Annotated in this window: 13 protein-coding genes; 4 read left to right on the top strand and 9 right to left on the bottom strand. The window is 57.9% G+C overall.

The window, feature by feature from the left end:
- Positions 1 to 356: 356 nt before the first annotated feature.
- Complete coding sequence (locus M4951_RS10715) at positions 357 to 2,612, bottom strand: hypothetical protein (RefSeq protein WP_262026476.1); 2,256 nt, start codon at positions 2,610 to 2,612, stop codon at positions 357 to 359.
- A 147-nt stretch (positions 2,613 to 2,759) separates the two neighbouring features.
- Between M4951_RS10715 and M4951_RS10720 the strand changes: the two genes are divergently transcribed.
- Positions 2,760 to 3,080 carry a tetratricopeptide repeat protein gene (locus tag M4951_RS10720; RefSeq protein ID WP_262026477.1) on the top strand — a complete coding sequence of 107 codons (321 nt, stop codon included), beginning with the start codon at positions 2,760 to 2,762 and terminating at the stop codon, positions 3,078 to 3,080.
- Positions 3,081 to 3,084: 4 nt separating this feature from the next.
- A complete protein-coding gene (locus M4951_RS10725) occupies positions 3,085 to 3,606 on the top strand; it encodes a gamma carbonic anhydrase family protein (protein ID WP_262026478.1) in 522 nt (173 codons plus the stop codon).
- Positions 3,607 to 3,715: 109 nt separating this feature from the next.
- Here M4951_RS10725 and M4951_RS10730 read toward each other — a convergent pair whose 3' ends face one another.
- Both M4951_RS10730 and M4951_RS10735 read right to left on the bottom strand, forming a co-directional pair.
- Complete coding sequence (locus M4951_RS10730; protein ID WP_262026479.1) at positions 3,716 to 4,279, bottom strand: PSP1 domain-containing protein; 564 nt, start codon at positions 4,277 to 4,279, stop codon at positions 3,716 to 3,718.
- 132 nt (positions 4,280 to 4,411) lie between these two features.
- A complete protein-coding gene (locus M4951_RS10735) occupies positions 4,412 to 5,251 on the bottom strand; it encodes a hypothetical protein (protein ID WP_262026480.1) in 840 nt (279 codons plus the stop codon).
- Positions 5,252 to 5,509: 258 nt separating this feature from the next.
- On the opposite strand from M4951_RS10735, the gene bioB reads away from it, so the two are divergent.
- Positions 5,510 to 6,553, top strand: a complete 1,044-nt coding sequence (bioB, locus tag M4951_RS10740; RefSeq protein ID WP_262026481.1) for a biotin synthase BioB — start codon at positions 5,510 to 5,512, stop codon at positions 6,551 to 6,553.
- A gap of 511 nt (positions 6,554 to 7,064) precedes the next feature.
- Here the strand turns inward: bioB and M4951_RS10745 are convergent.
- Positions 7,065 to 8,582 carry a hypothetical protein gene (locus M4951_RS10745; protein WP_262026482.1) on the bottom strand — a complete coding sequence of 506 codons (1,518 nt, stop codon included), beginning with the start codon at positions 8,580 to 8,582 and terminating at the stop codon, positions 7,065 to 7,067.
- Positions 8,583 to 8,823: 241 nt separating this feature from the next.
- On the opposite strand from M4951_RS10745, the gene M4951_RS10750 reads away from it, so the two are divergent.
- Positions 8,824 to 9,039, top strand: coding sequence for a hypothetical protein (locus M4951_RS10750; protein WP_262026483.1), 216 nt, complete (start codon positions 8,824 to 8,826; stop codon positions 9,037 to 9,039).
- On the opposite strand, the gene M4951_RS10755 is transcribed toward M4951_RS10750, so the two are convergent.
- The 5 genes from M4951_RS10755 to leuC all read right to left on the bottom strand — a co-directional run bounded on the left by M4951_RS10755 (position 9,013) and on the right by leuC (position 14,596).
- Entirely contained in the window at positions 9,013 to 9,450 is a 438-nt protein-coding gene (locus M4951_RS10755; protein WP_262026484.1) for a nucleoside deaminase, read from the bottom strand. The two genes, M4951_RS10750 and M4951_RS10755, sit on opposite strands and share 27 nt — an antisense overlap.
- Positions 9,451 to 9,608: 158 nt before the next feature.
- Positions 9,609 to 11,303, bottom strand: a complete 1,695-nt coding sequence (locus M4951_RS10760) for a putative sensor domain DACNV-containing protein (protein ID WP_262026485.1) — start codon at positions 11,301 to 11,303, stop codon at positions 9,609 to 9,611.
- A 56-nt stretch (positions 11,304 to 11,359) separates the two neighbouring features.
- Positions 11,360 to 12,355: a hypothetical protein gene (locus M4951_RS10765; protein ID WP_262026486.1), complete on the bottom strand. Its 996-nt coding sequence runs from the start codon at positions 12,353 to 12,355 to the stop codon at positions 11,360 to 11,362.
- 180 nt (positions 12,356 to 12,535) lie between these two features.
- Positions 12,536 to 13,129 carry a 3-isopropylmalate dehydratase small subunit gene (leuD, locus tag M4951_RS10770; RefSeq protein WP_262026487.1) on the bottom strand — a complete coding sequence of 198 codons (594 nt, stop codon included), beginning with the start codon at positions 13,127 to 13,129 and terminating at the stop codon, positions 12,536 to 12,538.
- A 54-nt stretch (positions 13,130 to 13,183) separates the two neighbouring features.
- Positions 13,184 to 14,596 (bottom strand): 3-isopropylmalate dehydratase large subunit, encoded by a 1,413-nt coding sequence (leuC, locus tag M4951_RS10775; RefSeq protein WP_262026488.1) that lies wholly within the window; start codon positions 14,594 to 14,596, stop codon positions 13,184 to 13,186.
- Positions 14,597 to 14,670 lie beyond the last annotated feature (74 nt).

Consider the following 14,670-nt stretch of genomic DNA (forward strand, 5'->3'; position numbering starts at 1 on the left):
CAGACGCTGCTCCACTCTTTCGTCTCTTCTCCGCTCAGGTCAATCTTCACCGGAGCTTCGAGACGCGAGTTTGACGTTGCGCTTTTTCCCTGGTTGGCCGCGATAGCTCCGCTATCGGGGCGGCGCAGCCGTAAGAGGCATTGGTTCCCGGTATGCAGCTCGGGGCCATTTCGCCATTTCAAACGGCGCGGCAACCACCGCTCTAGGTCCGGCCGCGGCTCGATGCCTCTTACCGACTTCGTCGGCCCCGATAGCGAAGCTATCGCGGCCAACCGGGATCCGTTCGGCCAAATAGCGCAACCTCAAAACTCGCGTTTCGGGCTACGAAGAGGATGGGCAAGGCATCAGCGTTCTGATTAGCGAAAGCGGCTGTACGGCGTCGGCGACAAGGGGGTCGGTTCGGCCGGACGATGCGCTTCCATGAGCGGCGTCTTCAGCGGAGTCGCCGGCGACTGCGGCGATTTTGACAGCACTCCTTCTCCATAGAAGCGAGTCGTCTCTTCGCTTGCGAGTTTCGTGACCGGCTCGCGGCAGCGAACTTCGGCGCGAAAACTGTGACTGCCGGCGGTCAACGCTTTGGCGGAGACTTTCAGGACTAGGTTCTTCTCGGGACCCAGCGACTGGATCGGGCTGAAGATCACCTGACCGGCGTCAATGGTCGCCTGGCCTCCAGAGACTTGCGTCGGTTCGATTCCTTGCGAGAATTGAACGGTCACTTCGATCCCTTCGGCCGCTTTGGTGCCGCGGTTGTCTAGGCGAAATTCGTAGGTTACTTCTTCGCCCACCGGCGCCGGACCCTTCGGATCGTTGACGTATAGTTTCAGATCGGCGACCGATTCGACCATCGTCGTGATGTTTTGCGAGGCCAGCAAACCGTCGGACGATCGGCAATTGGCGACGATCGAGTTGTTGCCGCCGACCATCAACGTACAGTCGAGCTTTAACGAGCGAACCGCTTTGGCTTCGAGTGCGCCAATCGTCCAGACAACTTTATTGGATACGGCGTTAAATTTGCCGCCTTCTGAGCAGGATTCAAACTTGGCGCCGGTCGGCAGGGTCGCTTCGGCGGTCACGTCGCTCGCTTGGGCGTTGCCGTTGTTCGTGACGTTGAAAACGTAGCTGGCCGAGGTCGCCGCGTATTTGACCGGTGGGCCGCTGGCGACCATTTGCAGGTTGGCGCGACGCACAATCACCGCTTCCGACGCTTGCGATCGGAGTCCGCCATCGGCGAACGCTTCGGCCGAAATGTTCAATTCTCCCGCCTGGCGAGCGGCGAATTCGACTTCGATCACTTTCTTTCCGCCCGGCGGAATCTCACCGATCTGGTCGAAGGTGGTCGGGTCTTGTCCCGCTTTCAACGGCATCAGCGTGATGCCGACGTTTTCGGCGACGCCGCTGCCTGGGTTGGTGATGACGATGCTATAGATCTGCGTTTCGCCAAACAGCACTTCGCTGGGGCCTTGAATCGCCATGTTCAGTTTTGGTTCGAGCACATTGACCATGGTCGAAGCGCTGGCCGCCGAAAAGGCGACGTCAACGCCCAGGTCAAAGCCGCGACTGTTGCGAGTCGCCAGTTCCAATTGAAGCGTCCCTTCCGACCCGGCTGGCAAGACTGGAATCTGCCAGACGATAAAATTTGACGCGCCCCCCATCGTGTTCGCTTGGGCGGTGCCCATGCCGGCGCGTTGGTTGACCAGCTCGACGCCGTGCGGCGTTTGAATCTTGATGGTCAGTTCCCGAGCGTCGACTTTGCCCAGGTTTTTTGCGACCACTTGGAACAACGCAGGCTTGCCGACGACCATCGACTTTGGACCGATTGTTTGCACCGCGACTGTCGGCGAAGCGACTGTCAGCAGCGAGCCGTCGGTCGGTTGGGCGGTTGTTGCCGATTGACCGGAGTCACTACCGCTAAATCGCATCGGGCTCGGACTCTTTTCAGCAGGCTCTTGTTTCTGCGGAGTTGGTTGGGCGCTCTCGGCTGGGTCAGCGTTCCAACGCGAAATCGGCGCCGGAGCGGCAGGCGCGAAGCGACTTCCACTGGAAGGCGCGGCAGCAGCCGGGGCTTCCGGTTCGGTCGGCTGACTTGCGGCCGGGTTAAAGCGTCGTGAAGATGGCTGCGGCGCCGCAGCAGCTGGCGGCGTCGAAGGTTTGAGCGACTTGGAGACTGGATTTCCGCCTTCTTCCATCGCCGACAGCGCGGCTCGCAAAGCTGGCGGTAGTCCCGCGTCGCTGGCTGCTCCACCAGATGCGGCTACGGCATGGCGTCGGCTTGACGGCTTTTCGTCTTCTTCAGCCGCGGTCAATTGCGTGGTCGGCGCCGGTAGATCGGTCACGGAGCGTTCGATCGGTCGGCGAATAGGCAGCGCGCCTTGGGGCTGAAATTTTTGCAGCGGAGTCAGCTCTTCTTCCGCTCCGGCCAAGCGAATCGCTCCATGCGTATGCCCCTCATCAAGGGCGATCGCACGGACAGCGCCAGGCAAATGGTCCGCAATTCGGCCCGGCTCCGCAACGTTGCTATCATTCGCAGCGGCTTGGTCGCTGGTAAGATAGTAGGCGCTGACGGCCACGAGGACGCTAAGGCTGACCGAGATAAAGATCGCTTTTCGGAACATAGCTGAAACCCAACTGGGGGATGGAATTCGGTGGTCTCAGACGTTGGTATCGGTCGTAACGCGCCAACCGGTTTAATGCATTTTGCCGATAGCGGAAAATAGCCTGACTTTGACGGATGTAACGTCCGTCGGGAGAAAGTAAGAAATATGTCGAGACGCGAACAGATCGAAGCGTTGCTAGCAGACGAGCCGAACGATTCATTCCTGCTGTACGGCCTGGCGATGGAATATCGCAAAGAAGGCGCTCATGCCGAGGCGCTCGCCCGCTTTGATCAATTGATCCAGCAAACCCCTCCTTATGTGCCGGCCTACTTCATGGCAGGGCAAATGCTTGCCGAAGCGGGCCGCGCCAATGAATCGCGAACCTGGCTGCGCGATGGGATCGAGGAAGCGCAGCGACAAGGGAACGCGCACGCTGCCGGCGAAATGTCGGAACTGTTGATGACGCTCGGCCAAATGGGAGAGTAGCCTGATGGAGAAACGGTTGCAGCTAGAGTTCCACGAGCATTTGATCGCTCCGACGGCTTGGATTGCTCCCACCGCAACGGTGTTGGGAGACGTCACGTTGGGGGCCGAATCGATCGTGCTCTTCTCAGCCGTCGTCCGCGGCGATACCGAACAGATCCGCATCGGCGCCGCCTGCAATGTGCAAGATGGCGCCGTCTTGCACGCCGATCCCGGCTCCCCTTGCCTGCTGGGAAATCGCGTCTCGGTTGGGCATCGCGCGATTGTGCATGGCGCGATCGTCGAGGATGACGTCTTGATCGGCATGGGGGCGATTGTCCTCAACAATGCAAAAATCGGAGCCGGCTCGTTGGTCGCTGCCGGCGCTTTAATTACCGAGAACTGCGAAATCCCGCCGCGCAGCGTCGTGATGGGCGTCCCCGGCAAAGTAGTTCGCCAAACGACCGACGAAGATCTGGCTCGTATCCGTCATGCGGCTGAGCACTATCGGTTGGCTTCGCAGGAGTATCTGGAAGCGTACGAAGGATAGGTGGGGAAATGTCGAATGACTAAATCCTAATGACGAAGGAGGCCAAGAGGATCTGGCCAAGTCCCCTCTTCATTAGACATTCGTTCTTCGTCATTCGTCATTCCAACAACTACCCTTTCGTCTTCTTGACGCCGCAACCGCCGACCAGCGAGCAAGTCGAGCAACTACTGCCGCAGCCGGGGCCTTCGTCGGTTCCACAGCCGGGGCCGCAGCCTTCGTCCAACAGCTTGGCGAACTCGCGAATCCGCACTTTGGCGTCGTACGTTTCGGCCAAACCTTCGGTGAGACGCTCGATTTCCGGCGATACTTCTCCTAGGAAATAGAAGAAGAGCGATTGCCCGTCGAAGAGTTGTTCGACGTCGATCAGCGTTGCGTCCAGGTTGCGCTGGGCTAGCTGAGCCGTGCAGGCAGACATCGCTTCCTGCTTGTTTTTCTCAAGTCGCTCTAGCAACATTTCGTCTTGCTGCGTCATGCCGCGCAGGATCGAACCATCGGTATCTTGCCCGCGATCGTTCGCCGGGCTAAGGATCTCTCCCACTTCCAGGCCGCGCGCAGTACGACAAACGACGCGCATGCCGCGGCGATAAGCGACCGCGTCAACCGAGACGAAGCGGCCAATCTGGCCAACAGCGCCGACGCGGACTAAGTGAGTGCGTTGGATCGTCGAGATCATGCGAAGCCTTGCGGTTGGGGGTATCTATCCCCAATTTTGCCTTGTTTCGCGCGGTTCGCCAAGCGGCGCCCCGTTTGGCGATGGATGTCGCCTTTTATCGTGACGGTCGCGCCAGCTTCATTTCTGGGGCGCTCACAGCGCGCCGTGCTGTTGAAGCCGCTGCTGAAAGTTCGACCAAAATTGGGTTCCGCGCTCATACTGCTGCGGAGACATCTGGTATCGATATTCCTCCAAATAGTCGAGCTGCTGCTGTGTTGCGTCGAGATACGAGTAATCGCCGCGAGCGAGCGGATTGACCCAGTCGACGTCGCCTGGCTCGCGCTGTCGGACGAAGGAGCCTTGGTCGTCGACAATGATATTGGCGAACAAGACCGGCAATTTCATCTGCAATTCGTAGTGCATCTTCTCTTGGGGAGAAAGATCGGCGGTCGCTTCTTCCCAAGCGTCGGCAACATTCTTGGGCGTACGGCTGTCAGGAAAACGAATGCCGAGCCCTTTGCCGCTTTGCGTCAATCCATCGAAGTTGAGATCGACCTGCGCCGGCGGCGGAATCAACAGGTTGAGCGCGCCCTCCTCGTTCAGGCCATCGACCTGAATCGGATCGGCCAGCCGTTGCACATGCTGGATCGTTTGCAGTTCGTCCTGAGAAAGCCCCTTCAAAAAGCTCTGAGGATCGTTGTAGCCCCCTTCGTTGAGCGAGCGGACCAGGAGATCGCCGTAGTCCTGCTTCAACTGGTCCGGATCATAGTCGGAGGCGTAGCTGGCCGCTTTTGCGGGGCCAAACCAGTTGGTCCAACTGCTGCGAATATCCTCTTCCAGCGTTTGATCCGAGGAATACTCCTCGGCCGATTCGTAGCCGGAATGGCCTGCTTGCTGCAATATTTCGCTAAACAGGCTCTGCAGTTGATCGTCGGGCGCAAGCGGTTTGGCGGCGATCGCCGTGCCGGCGCTAGCTGAAGCGTCAATTTGCATCGCTGATTTTCCCCCACAATAATCGCGGCCAGCTTCCCCCAAGTTGGGGCTTACTCTGATTTTCGGCAAAGAAATGGGGGAGACTTCAGCATCTCGCGAAAAAGAGGCTGCCCGCACCTGAAATGCGCAGACGCTTCCGAAATCTAGAGAGACCAGGAGAAATGGCGAGAGAGGGTTCCGCCGACCTACCCTCTTCCGCCGCTTCGTTTTACAATACGGGGCAATTCTGCAACACACTTTGGGCGACGAGATTGATCGATGGCGATTGTTGAAGAGACGACCCTGACGGCCGAAAACCGCTGGATGAAACTGGCCCACGACGTTTTGGCGGGCGCCCGCTTGAGCGAAGAAGATGGCTTGGCGATCTTGCGCAGCAACGACGACGAGCTGCTCGATCTGCTGTCCGCCGCATTCGCGATCCGCAAACGTCATTTTGGCAAAACGGTTCAGCTGTATCAGTTGATGAACGCGAAGAGCGGGCTTTGCCCCGAGGATTGCGGCTACTGCTCGCAGTCGAAGGTCTCCGACGCCGAGATCCCCAAATACAACTTCCTCAGCCGCGACAAACTGATGCAAGGCGCCGAGATCGCCGCCGAGCGCGGCGTGAAGACTTACTGCATCGTGATCTCGGCCCGCGGTCCCAACGAACGCGAAATGAACGCGGTCGAAACGATCGTGCCTGAAATCAAGCAGAAGTACGACCTGAAGATCTGCGCCTGTCTTGGCTTGCTGTCGCAAGATCAGGCCGAACGGCTGAAGGCCTGCGGCGTGGATCGCGTCAATCATAACGTCAACACCAGTAAAGATTACTACGAGAAGATCTGCTCGACCCACACCTACGAAGACCGAATCGAGACGCTCTCGGCCGTTCGCAACGCCGGCATTGAACTTTGCAGCGGCGGCATCGTCGGCATGGGCGAAACCGATCTCGACGTCGTCCGCATGGCGAACGAACTGCGTGACTTGAACGTCGAATCGATCCCCGTCAACTTCTTGAATCCGATCGAAGGAACTCCGCTGCACGAACAAGGCCGCGACCTGACGCCGCGCCGCTGCTTGAAGATCTTGGCGATGTACCGCTTCGCCAATCCGGCGAGCGAACTGCGCATCGCCGGCGGTCGCGAGATCCATCTCCGCAGCTTGCAACCGCTTGGTTTGTACGCGGCCAACTCCATCTTCCTCGGCGACTATCTGACCACGTCCGGCCAACAAGCCGAAGACGATTATCGCATGTTGGAAGATCTCGGCTTTGAGGTCACCAAATGCGACGAAGCCGTCGTCGGCCAGCAACCCGCATCGTAGGACCGCTCTTCATAGGGTGCGTCAAGACGCACCAAGTCCTGCTTATGCATGTTGAAAACATTCTCGCGTGGTAACGCAACATCGTCGATCAGTGGCGTTTCCACGCTTCTCGGTTGGTTGCCGATTTGGCAGGTTCGTGGTGCTTGCGCGAAGTAGGAAGTAGGACTGGACCGGACCGCTCCATGTTTTTTCGGATCGAAAGGTTGGACCGGACCGCATCGTGTTTTTCGGGTCGAAAGGTTGGACCGGACTGGACTCCGCGCTTTTTCGGGTTGGACTGGACCGTTTTGTTTTTTTTGCATCGGGGCATTGGCCGATGTTGGAAAGTTGGATGGTGATAGCACGAAACGCCGCGGCGCATAGAATCTCCCTTCCCGTCAACGTTTTGGGCTGACGAGTGATCGTGATTCGAGGGTTAATTCTCCACCGGTAATCGACCCGAATTCCGTGCGTTTTGTCAACCAACAATCTTCGCCCCCTTTGCTTATCGTGGCGCTGACGTTGTTGGAAGTTACAACTGCTTCAGCATCTCGGCTGCGGTTGTTTCAAATTTCTCTTGCCACTGCGGCGCTAGTAGGCAATCACTATCTTCCTGGGCGCCGCCGCGGTTTTGCATCTGTTCCACCGTAGGGCAATAGTAAATGTAGCCGTTGGTGTACCCGGCCACGAAAGTCAGGTCGTGGGGAGAATCGCCTTTGATATTCATGCCGACCGGGCTGGTCAATTCGCCAGGAAACGTCAGCAGCACAAAGTCGCCGATCCGCAGCGCGGCGACCTCGACGTCGATCGTCCGTTTGCCGGAGTCGACCATGTTCGTCTGATGCTTGCGCAAGAGAGCCCGGTTGGCTTGCAAACGCGTCAGCTTTTCCATCGTAAAGACGTTTTGCAGGTAGGCTTGCACCGCTTTCTTGTTCTGAGCGTCCAACGACCTCAGATCGCTCCGCTCTTGCGCTTCGTCGTAAAGATAGCGATGCGAATAGTAAGAGGGAAATTCTGGCGACAATTTGTGTTTCAGCATCAACGACATAAACGTCTTGAAGTTCAACGTGGTCCCCTGCAGGTTCCGCAGCAAGAGCCGTTCTTCCGCGTCCAACTCGGCGATCTTGTCGGCCAGATCGCTGCGCGGCAGCGTCAACGTTTCATTCAATATCGCCAGGCGATTGTCGGGTTTGCACTCGATTTTTCGAATCGCTTTCAGCGTGCTCAGCCCCAACAAATTGCCAAGCGGCTCGGCGCTGCGAGGATGATCGACATCTTTGTAATAAGCGGGGTTAATGTCGCCGGCACATCCCTGCAGGAAAAGCGCCAGCGTCCCTTCGCTTAGGTTTTCTTCGATCACCTTCGACGCATATCCGATGATGTCGGCGGTGTTGGCTCCGTTGGGAACGCCCTGGATCGGGTGACACGCGAAATTGTAAATAACCGCCAAGGTTTCGCCGTTTTCGCGATCCAAACGGAGCACGCCGATCTCGGGATCGGTCGCGCCGACGCCGGCCACTTCTTCATCCGGCGGAAGCGAGTAGGCATGGCGAACGTCGACTTCTTGGCCGCTTTTGAGCTTTAAGCGGCGATTCTCCATGATGCGGTTCTCGCTGCCGCTGCCGGCGCCGATTCGCACCGGCGTCATGTTGCTGACGGCCTGCTTCACCGCTTTGACCGTATGATCGGAAATGTCGGGAAGAATTACCCCGTGACAGTGACTCGCATTCACTAAGACGTGGGTCGGCGGAATGCCGAGTTCCGATTCGAGACGCTTCCGCATCGTCGGCAGATAGTCGTTCTTGATGCGTCCGATTTCGCCGATCGCGACCGCATCGACCGAGATCAGCACCGTCATCAGCGCGTCGTCTTTGATTGCGACTACTTTCACGTAGAGCGGATCGTTGACCGGACCGGCGCTATAGTCGGTCACGTCGATCTTGGCCGTTCCGGCAGAGAGTTGCAAAGGGGCAGCGGCGGAAATGGTGCTCGGCATACTAATCGAGAGCATCGCCAAGCAGAACGAGAAATGCAGGAATCTTGCCAGCATGGGTCTATCTCCAGTCAACAAACTTGTTCGGGCGGGAGTTGAATTCTCATGGCGAAGGAGGGAAAGGCGTCGCCGGGAATGATTGCACGAGAAATCAGTCTGACAAGATTATCCCAGCTTGCGAGCCGGTGTCAAATTTCCGCAGCGGCGTCTTCTTCATCGCTCGAAGCGCTAGTTTTTTCAGACGCCATGCTCTTCTCACGTCTTCGTGACTTCGTGAGAAGAGCATGGCGCGGCCCATATGAACATCAGCCGCACGGCGTTAGCCGCGGTTTTTCATCTTCCATTTTCCTTCGACAATCAGTTCCTGTCAGAAACCGCGGCTAACGCCGTGCGGCTGATTGTGTGGGAGAAGCCGCGCGCAAAAGGTGACAATTGGTTCCGCTTGCTGAAAAGCGGGCTACGAAGAAAAATTGCGGCGACGTGCAAGCTAAACCCCAATGTCCTCGTTCCATAGCTCGGGGCATTTTGCGATGAACTCGCGCATCAGTTCCTTGCATTCGGCGCTATCGACAATTTCCAACTGAACGCCGCGGCTGCGAACGTAGTCTTCGGGCCCTTGGAAAGTTTGGTTTTCGCCGATGACGATTTTCGGAATCTTGTACAACAGCGCCGTGCCGCTGCACATGTCGCAGGGAGAGAGGGTCGAATAAAGAACGGCGCGCTGATAGTCTTTGGCGGTCAGTCGGCCCGCCGCTTCCAGGCAATCCATCTCGGCATGCAGGATCGCGCTTCCCTTTTGCACGCGGCGGTTATGTCCTTGGCCGCGGACTTGGCCATCGACCACCAAGACCGAACCGATCGGGATGCCCCCTTCGGCAAGACCTTGACGAGCCTCTTCGATCGCGAGCTTTAGAAATTGGTCCATGGCGCTAGTTCTCCAAGTTGGAAATAAGATGTGACCAAACACTAGCCCGTAGCGCAAGCGAGGAAATGTGGATGGGCACTTCGAGTCCTGTTCGCATCTCCATCCACATTCCCTCGCTTGCGCTACGGGCTAGTGTTTGGTTGGTTCGAGAGTGCACGTTACACCGCTTCTTCCAGCCACTTTCCATCACTAATGTTATCGATCGTCACCGGTCGCCAGGCGATGGTTTTTTCGCGCCAGCGCATCAGGGCTGTGATCGTTTCGTCTTCGGAGATCACGAAAACGATGCCGTTTTCTAAGCGACTTGCGAGCCACGCGGCCGATTGGTGGCGCGTGCCGAAGCTGGTGAGGTCAAATCGTTCGATCCGGCTGGCGGCGACATCGCGGGCTCGATAGATCTCGGCTACTTTGCCGACGTTGCGAATCATCACGCCGAAGCCGAGGACGCTGAGGTCGGTCCCCAGTAACAGGGCGCCGTCGGGGCTTGCGAGACTGCCGATCGCGTACTCGGCGTCGCGGACGGCTCGTTCCGACGACTGCAGCATCTCTTTCCAGACGTTGAAGCCTTGCGTGTTGCCGCTGCGGCGATTGCGGGCCGCCATCTCATCGGCCGCGGCCCAGTGGGCCGCCAAGCGTGAGAGAAAACGGCCGTTGGAGAGCTTTTGGATCTTACTTTTGAAAACCTCGGCAGGTGAGATGGTCCGATGGACGCCGCTATCGATCGCAATGTCGACATGGGGAGGATTCAGCGGATTCGGTTGTTGATGGAGAGCCGCTTTGACGCGCGACCATCGGCGGCTGTTTTGTTCGCTGCTGCGATAGATCGAGATCGAGTCGCTCAGCGCGATGTCGTACTTCGACTCGAAGATGTCGTTATCGCTCTGGTTGAGCCGCGCGTATTCGGCGATGTCGGCAATGACCACAATGCCGCCGTGCCCAATGTCAACGGCGCGGCGAACGAGCCGCTGGATGATCGGCAAAATCGAGAGTCGGCAAGGCGCGGCGCCCAGCTTTTTGCTATCCAGAAATCGGCGAACCGGGCCGTCATCACGAAAGATGGGCAAGTAGTCAGTAACGACGGCGCCTGATTTGTATTCGCCGACCCGATAATCGAGGACCTCGGCGATCAGATGGCCCGGCGCACGCGAACGCAATAAGACGGGGTGCGGTCCGACGGCCGACCATTGCGAAGCTTCTCCCATCATCGAGTTGTGAAGCGAACGGCCGCGCGCGACCATGCCCCAGATCTCAAAATGGCCGTCGTTCTCTTGCGCCAGGATCGAAGTTTGACCAGGATCGATCGCCGGGCCCAGTTTGATCAAGTTGGCCGGAGTGAGCGGCAGCGGACGCTTGAGCCGAAAGAAGCTGACGTTTTGCTCCATGTCGGCTTGCTCGAACACGGTACGCGGGATCAGTTCGATGCGCAGCGTGTACGAGATCTGCTCTTCTTTTTCCAAGCTGGCGAAGTAGAGCGAACTGACCGAATGGCAAACAAGTTCGCGCGACGGCGCCGTGGGAAGTTTACGCGATTGCTCGAAGACCAGGTGGGCGAACGCGTCGGGATAGGTCAACGGAGGACCCGCCGCAACTTCGACCAACTGCGGATCGGGAAGATCGACCCCCGAGACCCAGGCCGGATTGGTTTCGAGCGCGTACTTCTGATGCTCTTCCAGATCGTGCCGCTTCATTCGCTCCATGTCAGGCACAATCTTGTTGTCGGCGCGGATGTAGTCAATGCCGGTCAACGGCTCAAATCCCATTTGCACTTGGAAGCATTCCAAGTGTTCGCGAATGTCCCCGGAGTCGTGCGAGAACATGACGACGCGTCCTTCTTTGGTCAATCCAGCGAACATGAACTTTTTGTGACCCCGGGTGAATTCATGCTTGCGTATCTTTCTTCGTAAGCGCTTTACAAACCTGCTTTGATCTTCAGCACGCGGCCCCCCTGCTCTCCCTCGCCAAATTCGGTGATGTAGAGAGTTCCGTCTTTGGCGAAGTCGAGCGCCGTCGGTTTCATCAGGCTGACAATCTTGGTCGCTTTGGCCGCTTGCTTGCCGTCGACGCGAACGGCGTCGATGCGAAATAGGCCTCCTTGCGAAGGATCGTGCCAACTGAAGTCGACCGCGTAAAGTCTGCCGGTCTTGGGACTGTAGGCCAGGCCGACAATGTCGCTGAGTCCGGTCGGCAGCGACATCAGCAGCTTCTTGGCTTTCACGTCGTAAAAGGTAAGCAGGCTATCGCCGGGAGTCGCAATTTCTCCCATCTGACCGACGACTGCTTCTTGTCGCGGGCTGATCGTAATCGCGGCCGGAGCGTCGACCTTGGTCGCTTTTTTGGTGGCGATGTAGCGCGTGAGCGGTTTGAACTTGGCTTTCTCTTTCTCGGCGGCGGCGAGCCAACCTTTTTCGTCATCGCCGTTGGCGGTGGTGACGATCCAGTCGACGTTATCTAACTTGACCACGGCGACGCCGTAAAAATTGCCTTCCGCTTTGACATCGCCTTCGGCGGGCAAGGGGCCCAATTTTTGCACCGGCTTATCGGCGGTCGACTTTTGGCCGAACTCGTAGATCGCCACAAAGTCTTCCCCATCCGGTTTGCCGCCGCCGCTGACGACGATGTGATTTTGATCCAGGAACGTCAGCCCGAGCGGGCCGATGTCGTAGGTTGGATCCATGCCGTACTTGTCAAGCGCGAAGCCGGTCACCACATCGACCGCTTTGCCATCTTCGATCCGAATGATACGTCCGGCGGCGCTCTCGGCGACGTAGACGTCGCCGCTGTCAGCGTTGACGGCGACGCCGGTCGGATTGGCGAGTTCGCCGATCACGACTTCGGTTTCGACTTCAGCCCAGACAAAGGTGACGGCGGAAAAGAGACAAGCCAGCGGCAGCAGATATTTACGCATCGATGTCAGTCCAACGAAGGTTTGAAATCAGTTTGTTCGCTTCTCTCTAATTATGATCCGTCAGCGTGACCTGCCGCAACCGCAGCGTGAATTGGTTTGAACTTTAGGATTCGACTTGGCGCATAAAAAAAGGGACGCCGGCGGCGTCCCTGGATCGTGCGATTTCGCTAGCAGGGCCGTTTACAGACCGTTCGCTTGTTCGTAGGCGGTGATCTTGTCTTCGTTTTGCAGCGTCAACGCGATATCGTCCAAACCGTTCAGCATTTTGTGCTTACGAGCTTCGTCGATTTCAAAGTTGAACAAAAGGCCGTCGTTGTCGGTAACGGTTTGAGCGTCCAGATTGATCGTTAGCTCAAAGCCGGGGCCGACGGTTTTCGCTTTTTGGAAGATCTCCTCGATCTGCTCTTCGCTGAGACGGACCGGCAGCAGGCCATTCTTAAAGCTGTTGCTGTAAAAAATATCGGCGAAGCTGGGCGCCAAAACCGCGCGAAAGCCGTAGTCGTCAAGCGACCAAACGGCATGTTCGCGGCTGGAGCCGCTGCCGAAGTTACGACGCGCGACCAGGATCGACGCCGAAGCGAGGCCTGGCTGATTCAACTCGAAGTCGCGATTCGGCGAGCCGTCATCGTTAAAGCGCCAGTCGAAAAAGAGGAACTGGCCAAAGCCGGTGCGTTCGATCCGTTTCAGAAATTGCTTCGGAATGATCTGATCGGTATCGACATTGGCCCGGTCCATCGTCGCGACGACGCCGGTGTGGGTGGTGAATTCTTTCATGATTTCTATTCAGCTCGCAAAGGCGGTGATTGGGTTTGGCGAAGGCGATCGGGACTATTGATAGGTCCAATCGCGGATGTCGACAAAGTGACCGGTGACGCCGGCCGCGGCGGCCATGGCCGGAGAGACCAGATGCGTGCGTCCCCCCTTCCCTTGTCGACCTTCAAAGTTGCGGTTGCTGGTCGAAGCACAGCGTTCGCCGGGCGCGAGTTTGTCAGGGTTCATCGCCAAACACATGCTGCAACCAGCTTCGCGCCATTCAAAACCGGCTTCGCGAAAGACGGCGTCAAGCCCTTCCGCTTCGGCCTGGTCTTTCACCTGACCGCTGCCGGGAACGACCATCGCATGCACGCCGTTGGCGACTTTGTGCCCTTTGACCACTTTGGCGGCGGCGCGCAAATCTTCGATGCGAGCATTGGTGCATGAGCCGATGAAGACGCGGTCGATTTTGACGTCGGTCAACGGCTGTCCGGCGGTCAGCCCCATGTAGTCGAGCGCCGCTTGCGTCGACTTCTGCTCTGTCGCGTCGCCGTAATCGGTCGGGGACGGAACATTGGAGATCACCGGAGCGACTTGACCAGGGTTGGTTCCCCAGGTGATTTGCGGAGCGATATCTTTGGCGTCGAAGATCAGCACTTTGTCATACTTGGCGCCTTCGTCCGAAGGAAGCTGTTTCCACTTTTCGACGGCGGCGTCAAAATCTTTCGGAGCGAACTCACGACCTTTGACATACTCGAACGTCGTTTCGTCCGGAGCGATCATGCCGGCGCGGGCGCCAGCTTCGATCGACATGTTGCAGACGGTCATCCGTTCTTCCATCGACAACGCGCGAATCGCTTCGCCGGTGTATTCCAACACGTAGCCGGTGCCGCCGGCGGTCGTCAGCTTGCCGATCAAGTACAAGATCAAGTCTTTGGCGGTGACGCCGGGCGCGAGCGTGCCGTTAACGCGCAGTTCCATCGTCTTCGGCTTCGCTTGCAACAACGTCTGCGTCGCCATGACGTGTTCGACTTCGCTAGTGCCGATGCCGAACGCAAGCGCGCCAAACGCGCCATGCGTCGCGGTGTGACTATCGCCGCAGACGATCGTCATGCCGGGCTGCGTCATGCCTAGCTCAGGACCGATCACATGGACGATCCCTTGCTTGCTGTCGTTCAGGTCGTAGAGATGAACGCCAAACTCGACGCAGTTGTTGCGGAGCGTATCAATCTGTTGTTTCGAGATCGGATCGGCGATCGGCAGCGAGCGATCGGTCGTCGGAATATTATGGTCCGGCGTCGCGATGTGACGTTCCGGGCGTCGCAACTTGCGGCCAGCGATGCGTAGCCCTTCAAAGGCCTGAGCGCTGGTCACTTCGTGGACCAGTTGCAGGTCGATATAAAGAATCGCCTGTTGACCCTCTTCTTGCAGAACAAGGTGGTTGTCCCAGATCTTCTGGAACATGTTTCGGGGCGACGATCCGCTCATACAGTTACTCCGATAGTCTCGCCTAACTGGGCGCCAGCGCGGCGAGCGTGGTTGTCCGCCGCAATCGATAGGGT

Source organism: Blastopirellula sp. J2-11 (assembly GCF_024584705.1).
Taxonomy (GTDB): domain Bacteria; phylum Planctomycetota; class Planctomycetia; order Pirellulales; family Pirellulaceae; genus Blastopirellula.

Coding starts and splice junctions, on each gene's coding strand:
- M4951_RS10715 (WP_262026476.1), bottom strand. CDS start 2,612: ATGTTCCGAAAAGCGATCTTTATCTCGGTCAGCCTTAGCGTCCTCGTG.
- M4951_RS10720 (WP_262026477.1), top strand. CDS start 2,760: ATGTCGAGACGCGAACAGATCGAAGCGTTGCTAGCAGACGAGCCGAAC.
- M4951_RS10725 (WP_262026478.1), top strand. CDS start 3,085: ATGGAGAAACGGTTGCAGCTAGAGTTCCACGAGCATTTGATCGCTCCG.
- M4951_RS10730 (WP_262026479.1), bottom strand. CDS start 4,279: ATGATCTCGACGATCCAACGCACTCACTTAGTCCGCGTCGGCGCTGTT.
- M4951_RS10735 (WP_262026480.1), bottom strand. CDS start 5,251: ATGCAAATTGACGCTTCAGCTAGCGCCGGCACGGCGATCGCCGCCAAA.
- bioB (WP_262026481.1), top strand. CDS start 5,510: ATGGCGATTGTTGAAGAGACGACCCTGACGGCCGAAAACCGCTGGATG.
- M4951_RS10745 (WP_262026482.1), bottom strand. CDS start 8,582: ATGCTGGCAAGATTCCTGCATTTCTCGTTCTGCTTGGCGATGCTCTCG.
- M4951_RS10750 (WP_262026483.1), top strand. CDS start 8,824: ATGAACATCAGCCGCACGGCGTTAGCCGCGGTTTTTCATCTTCCATTT.
- M4951_RS10755 (WP_262026484.1), bottom strand. CDS start 9,450: ATGGACCAATTTCTAAAGCTCGCGATCGAAGAGGCTCGTCAAGGTCTT.
- M4951_RS10760 (WP_262026485.1), bottom strand. CDS start 11,303: ATGTTCGCTGGATTGACCAAAGAAGGACGCGTCGTCATGTTCTCGCAC.
- M4951_RS10765 (WP_262026486.1), bottom strand. CDS start 12,355: ATGCGTAAATATCTGCTGCCGCTGGCTTGTCTCTTTTCCGCCGTCACC.
- leuD (WP_262026487.1), bottom strand. CDS start 13,129: ATGAAAGAATTCACCACCCACACCGGCGTCGTCGCGACGATGGACCGG.
- leuC (WP_262026488.1), bottom strand. CDS start 14,596: ATGAGCGGATCGTCGCCCCGAAACATGTTCCAGAAGATCTGGGACAAC.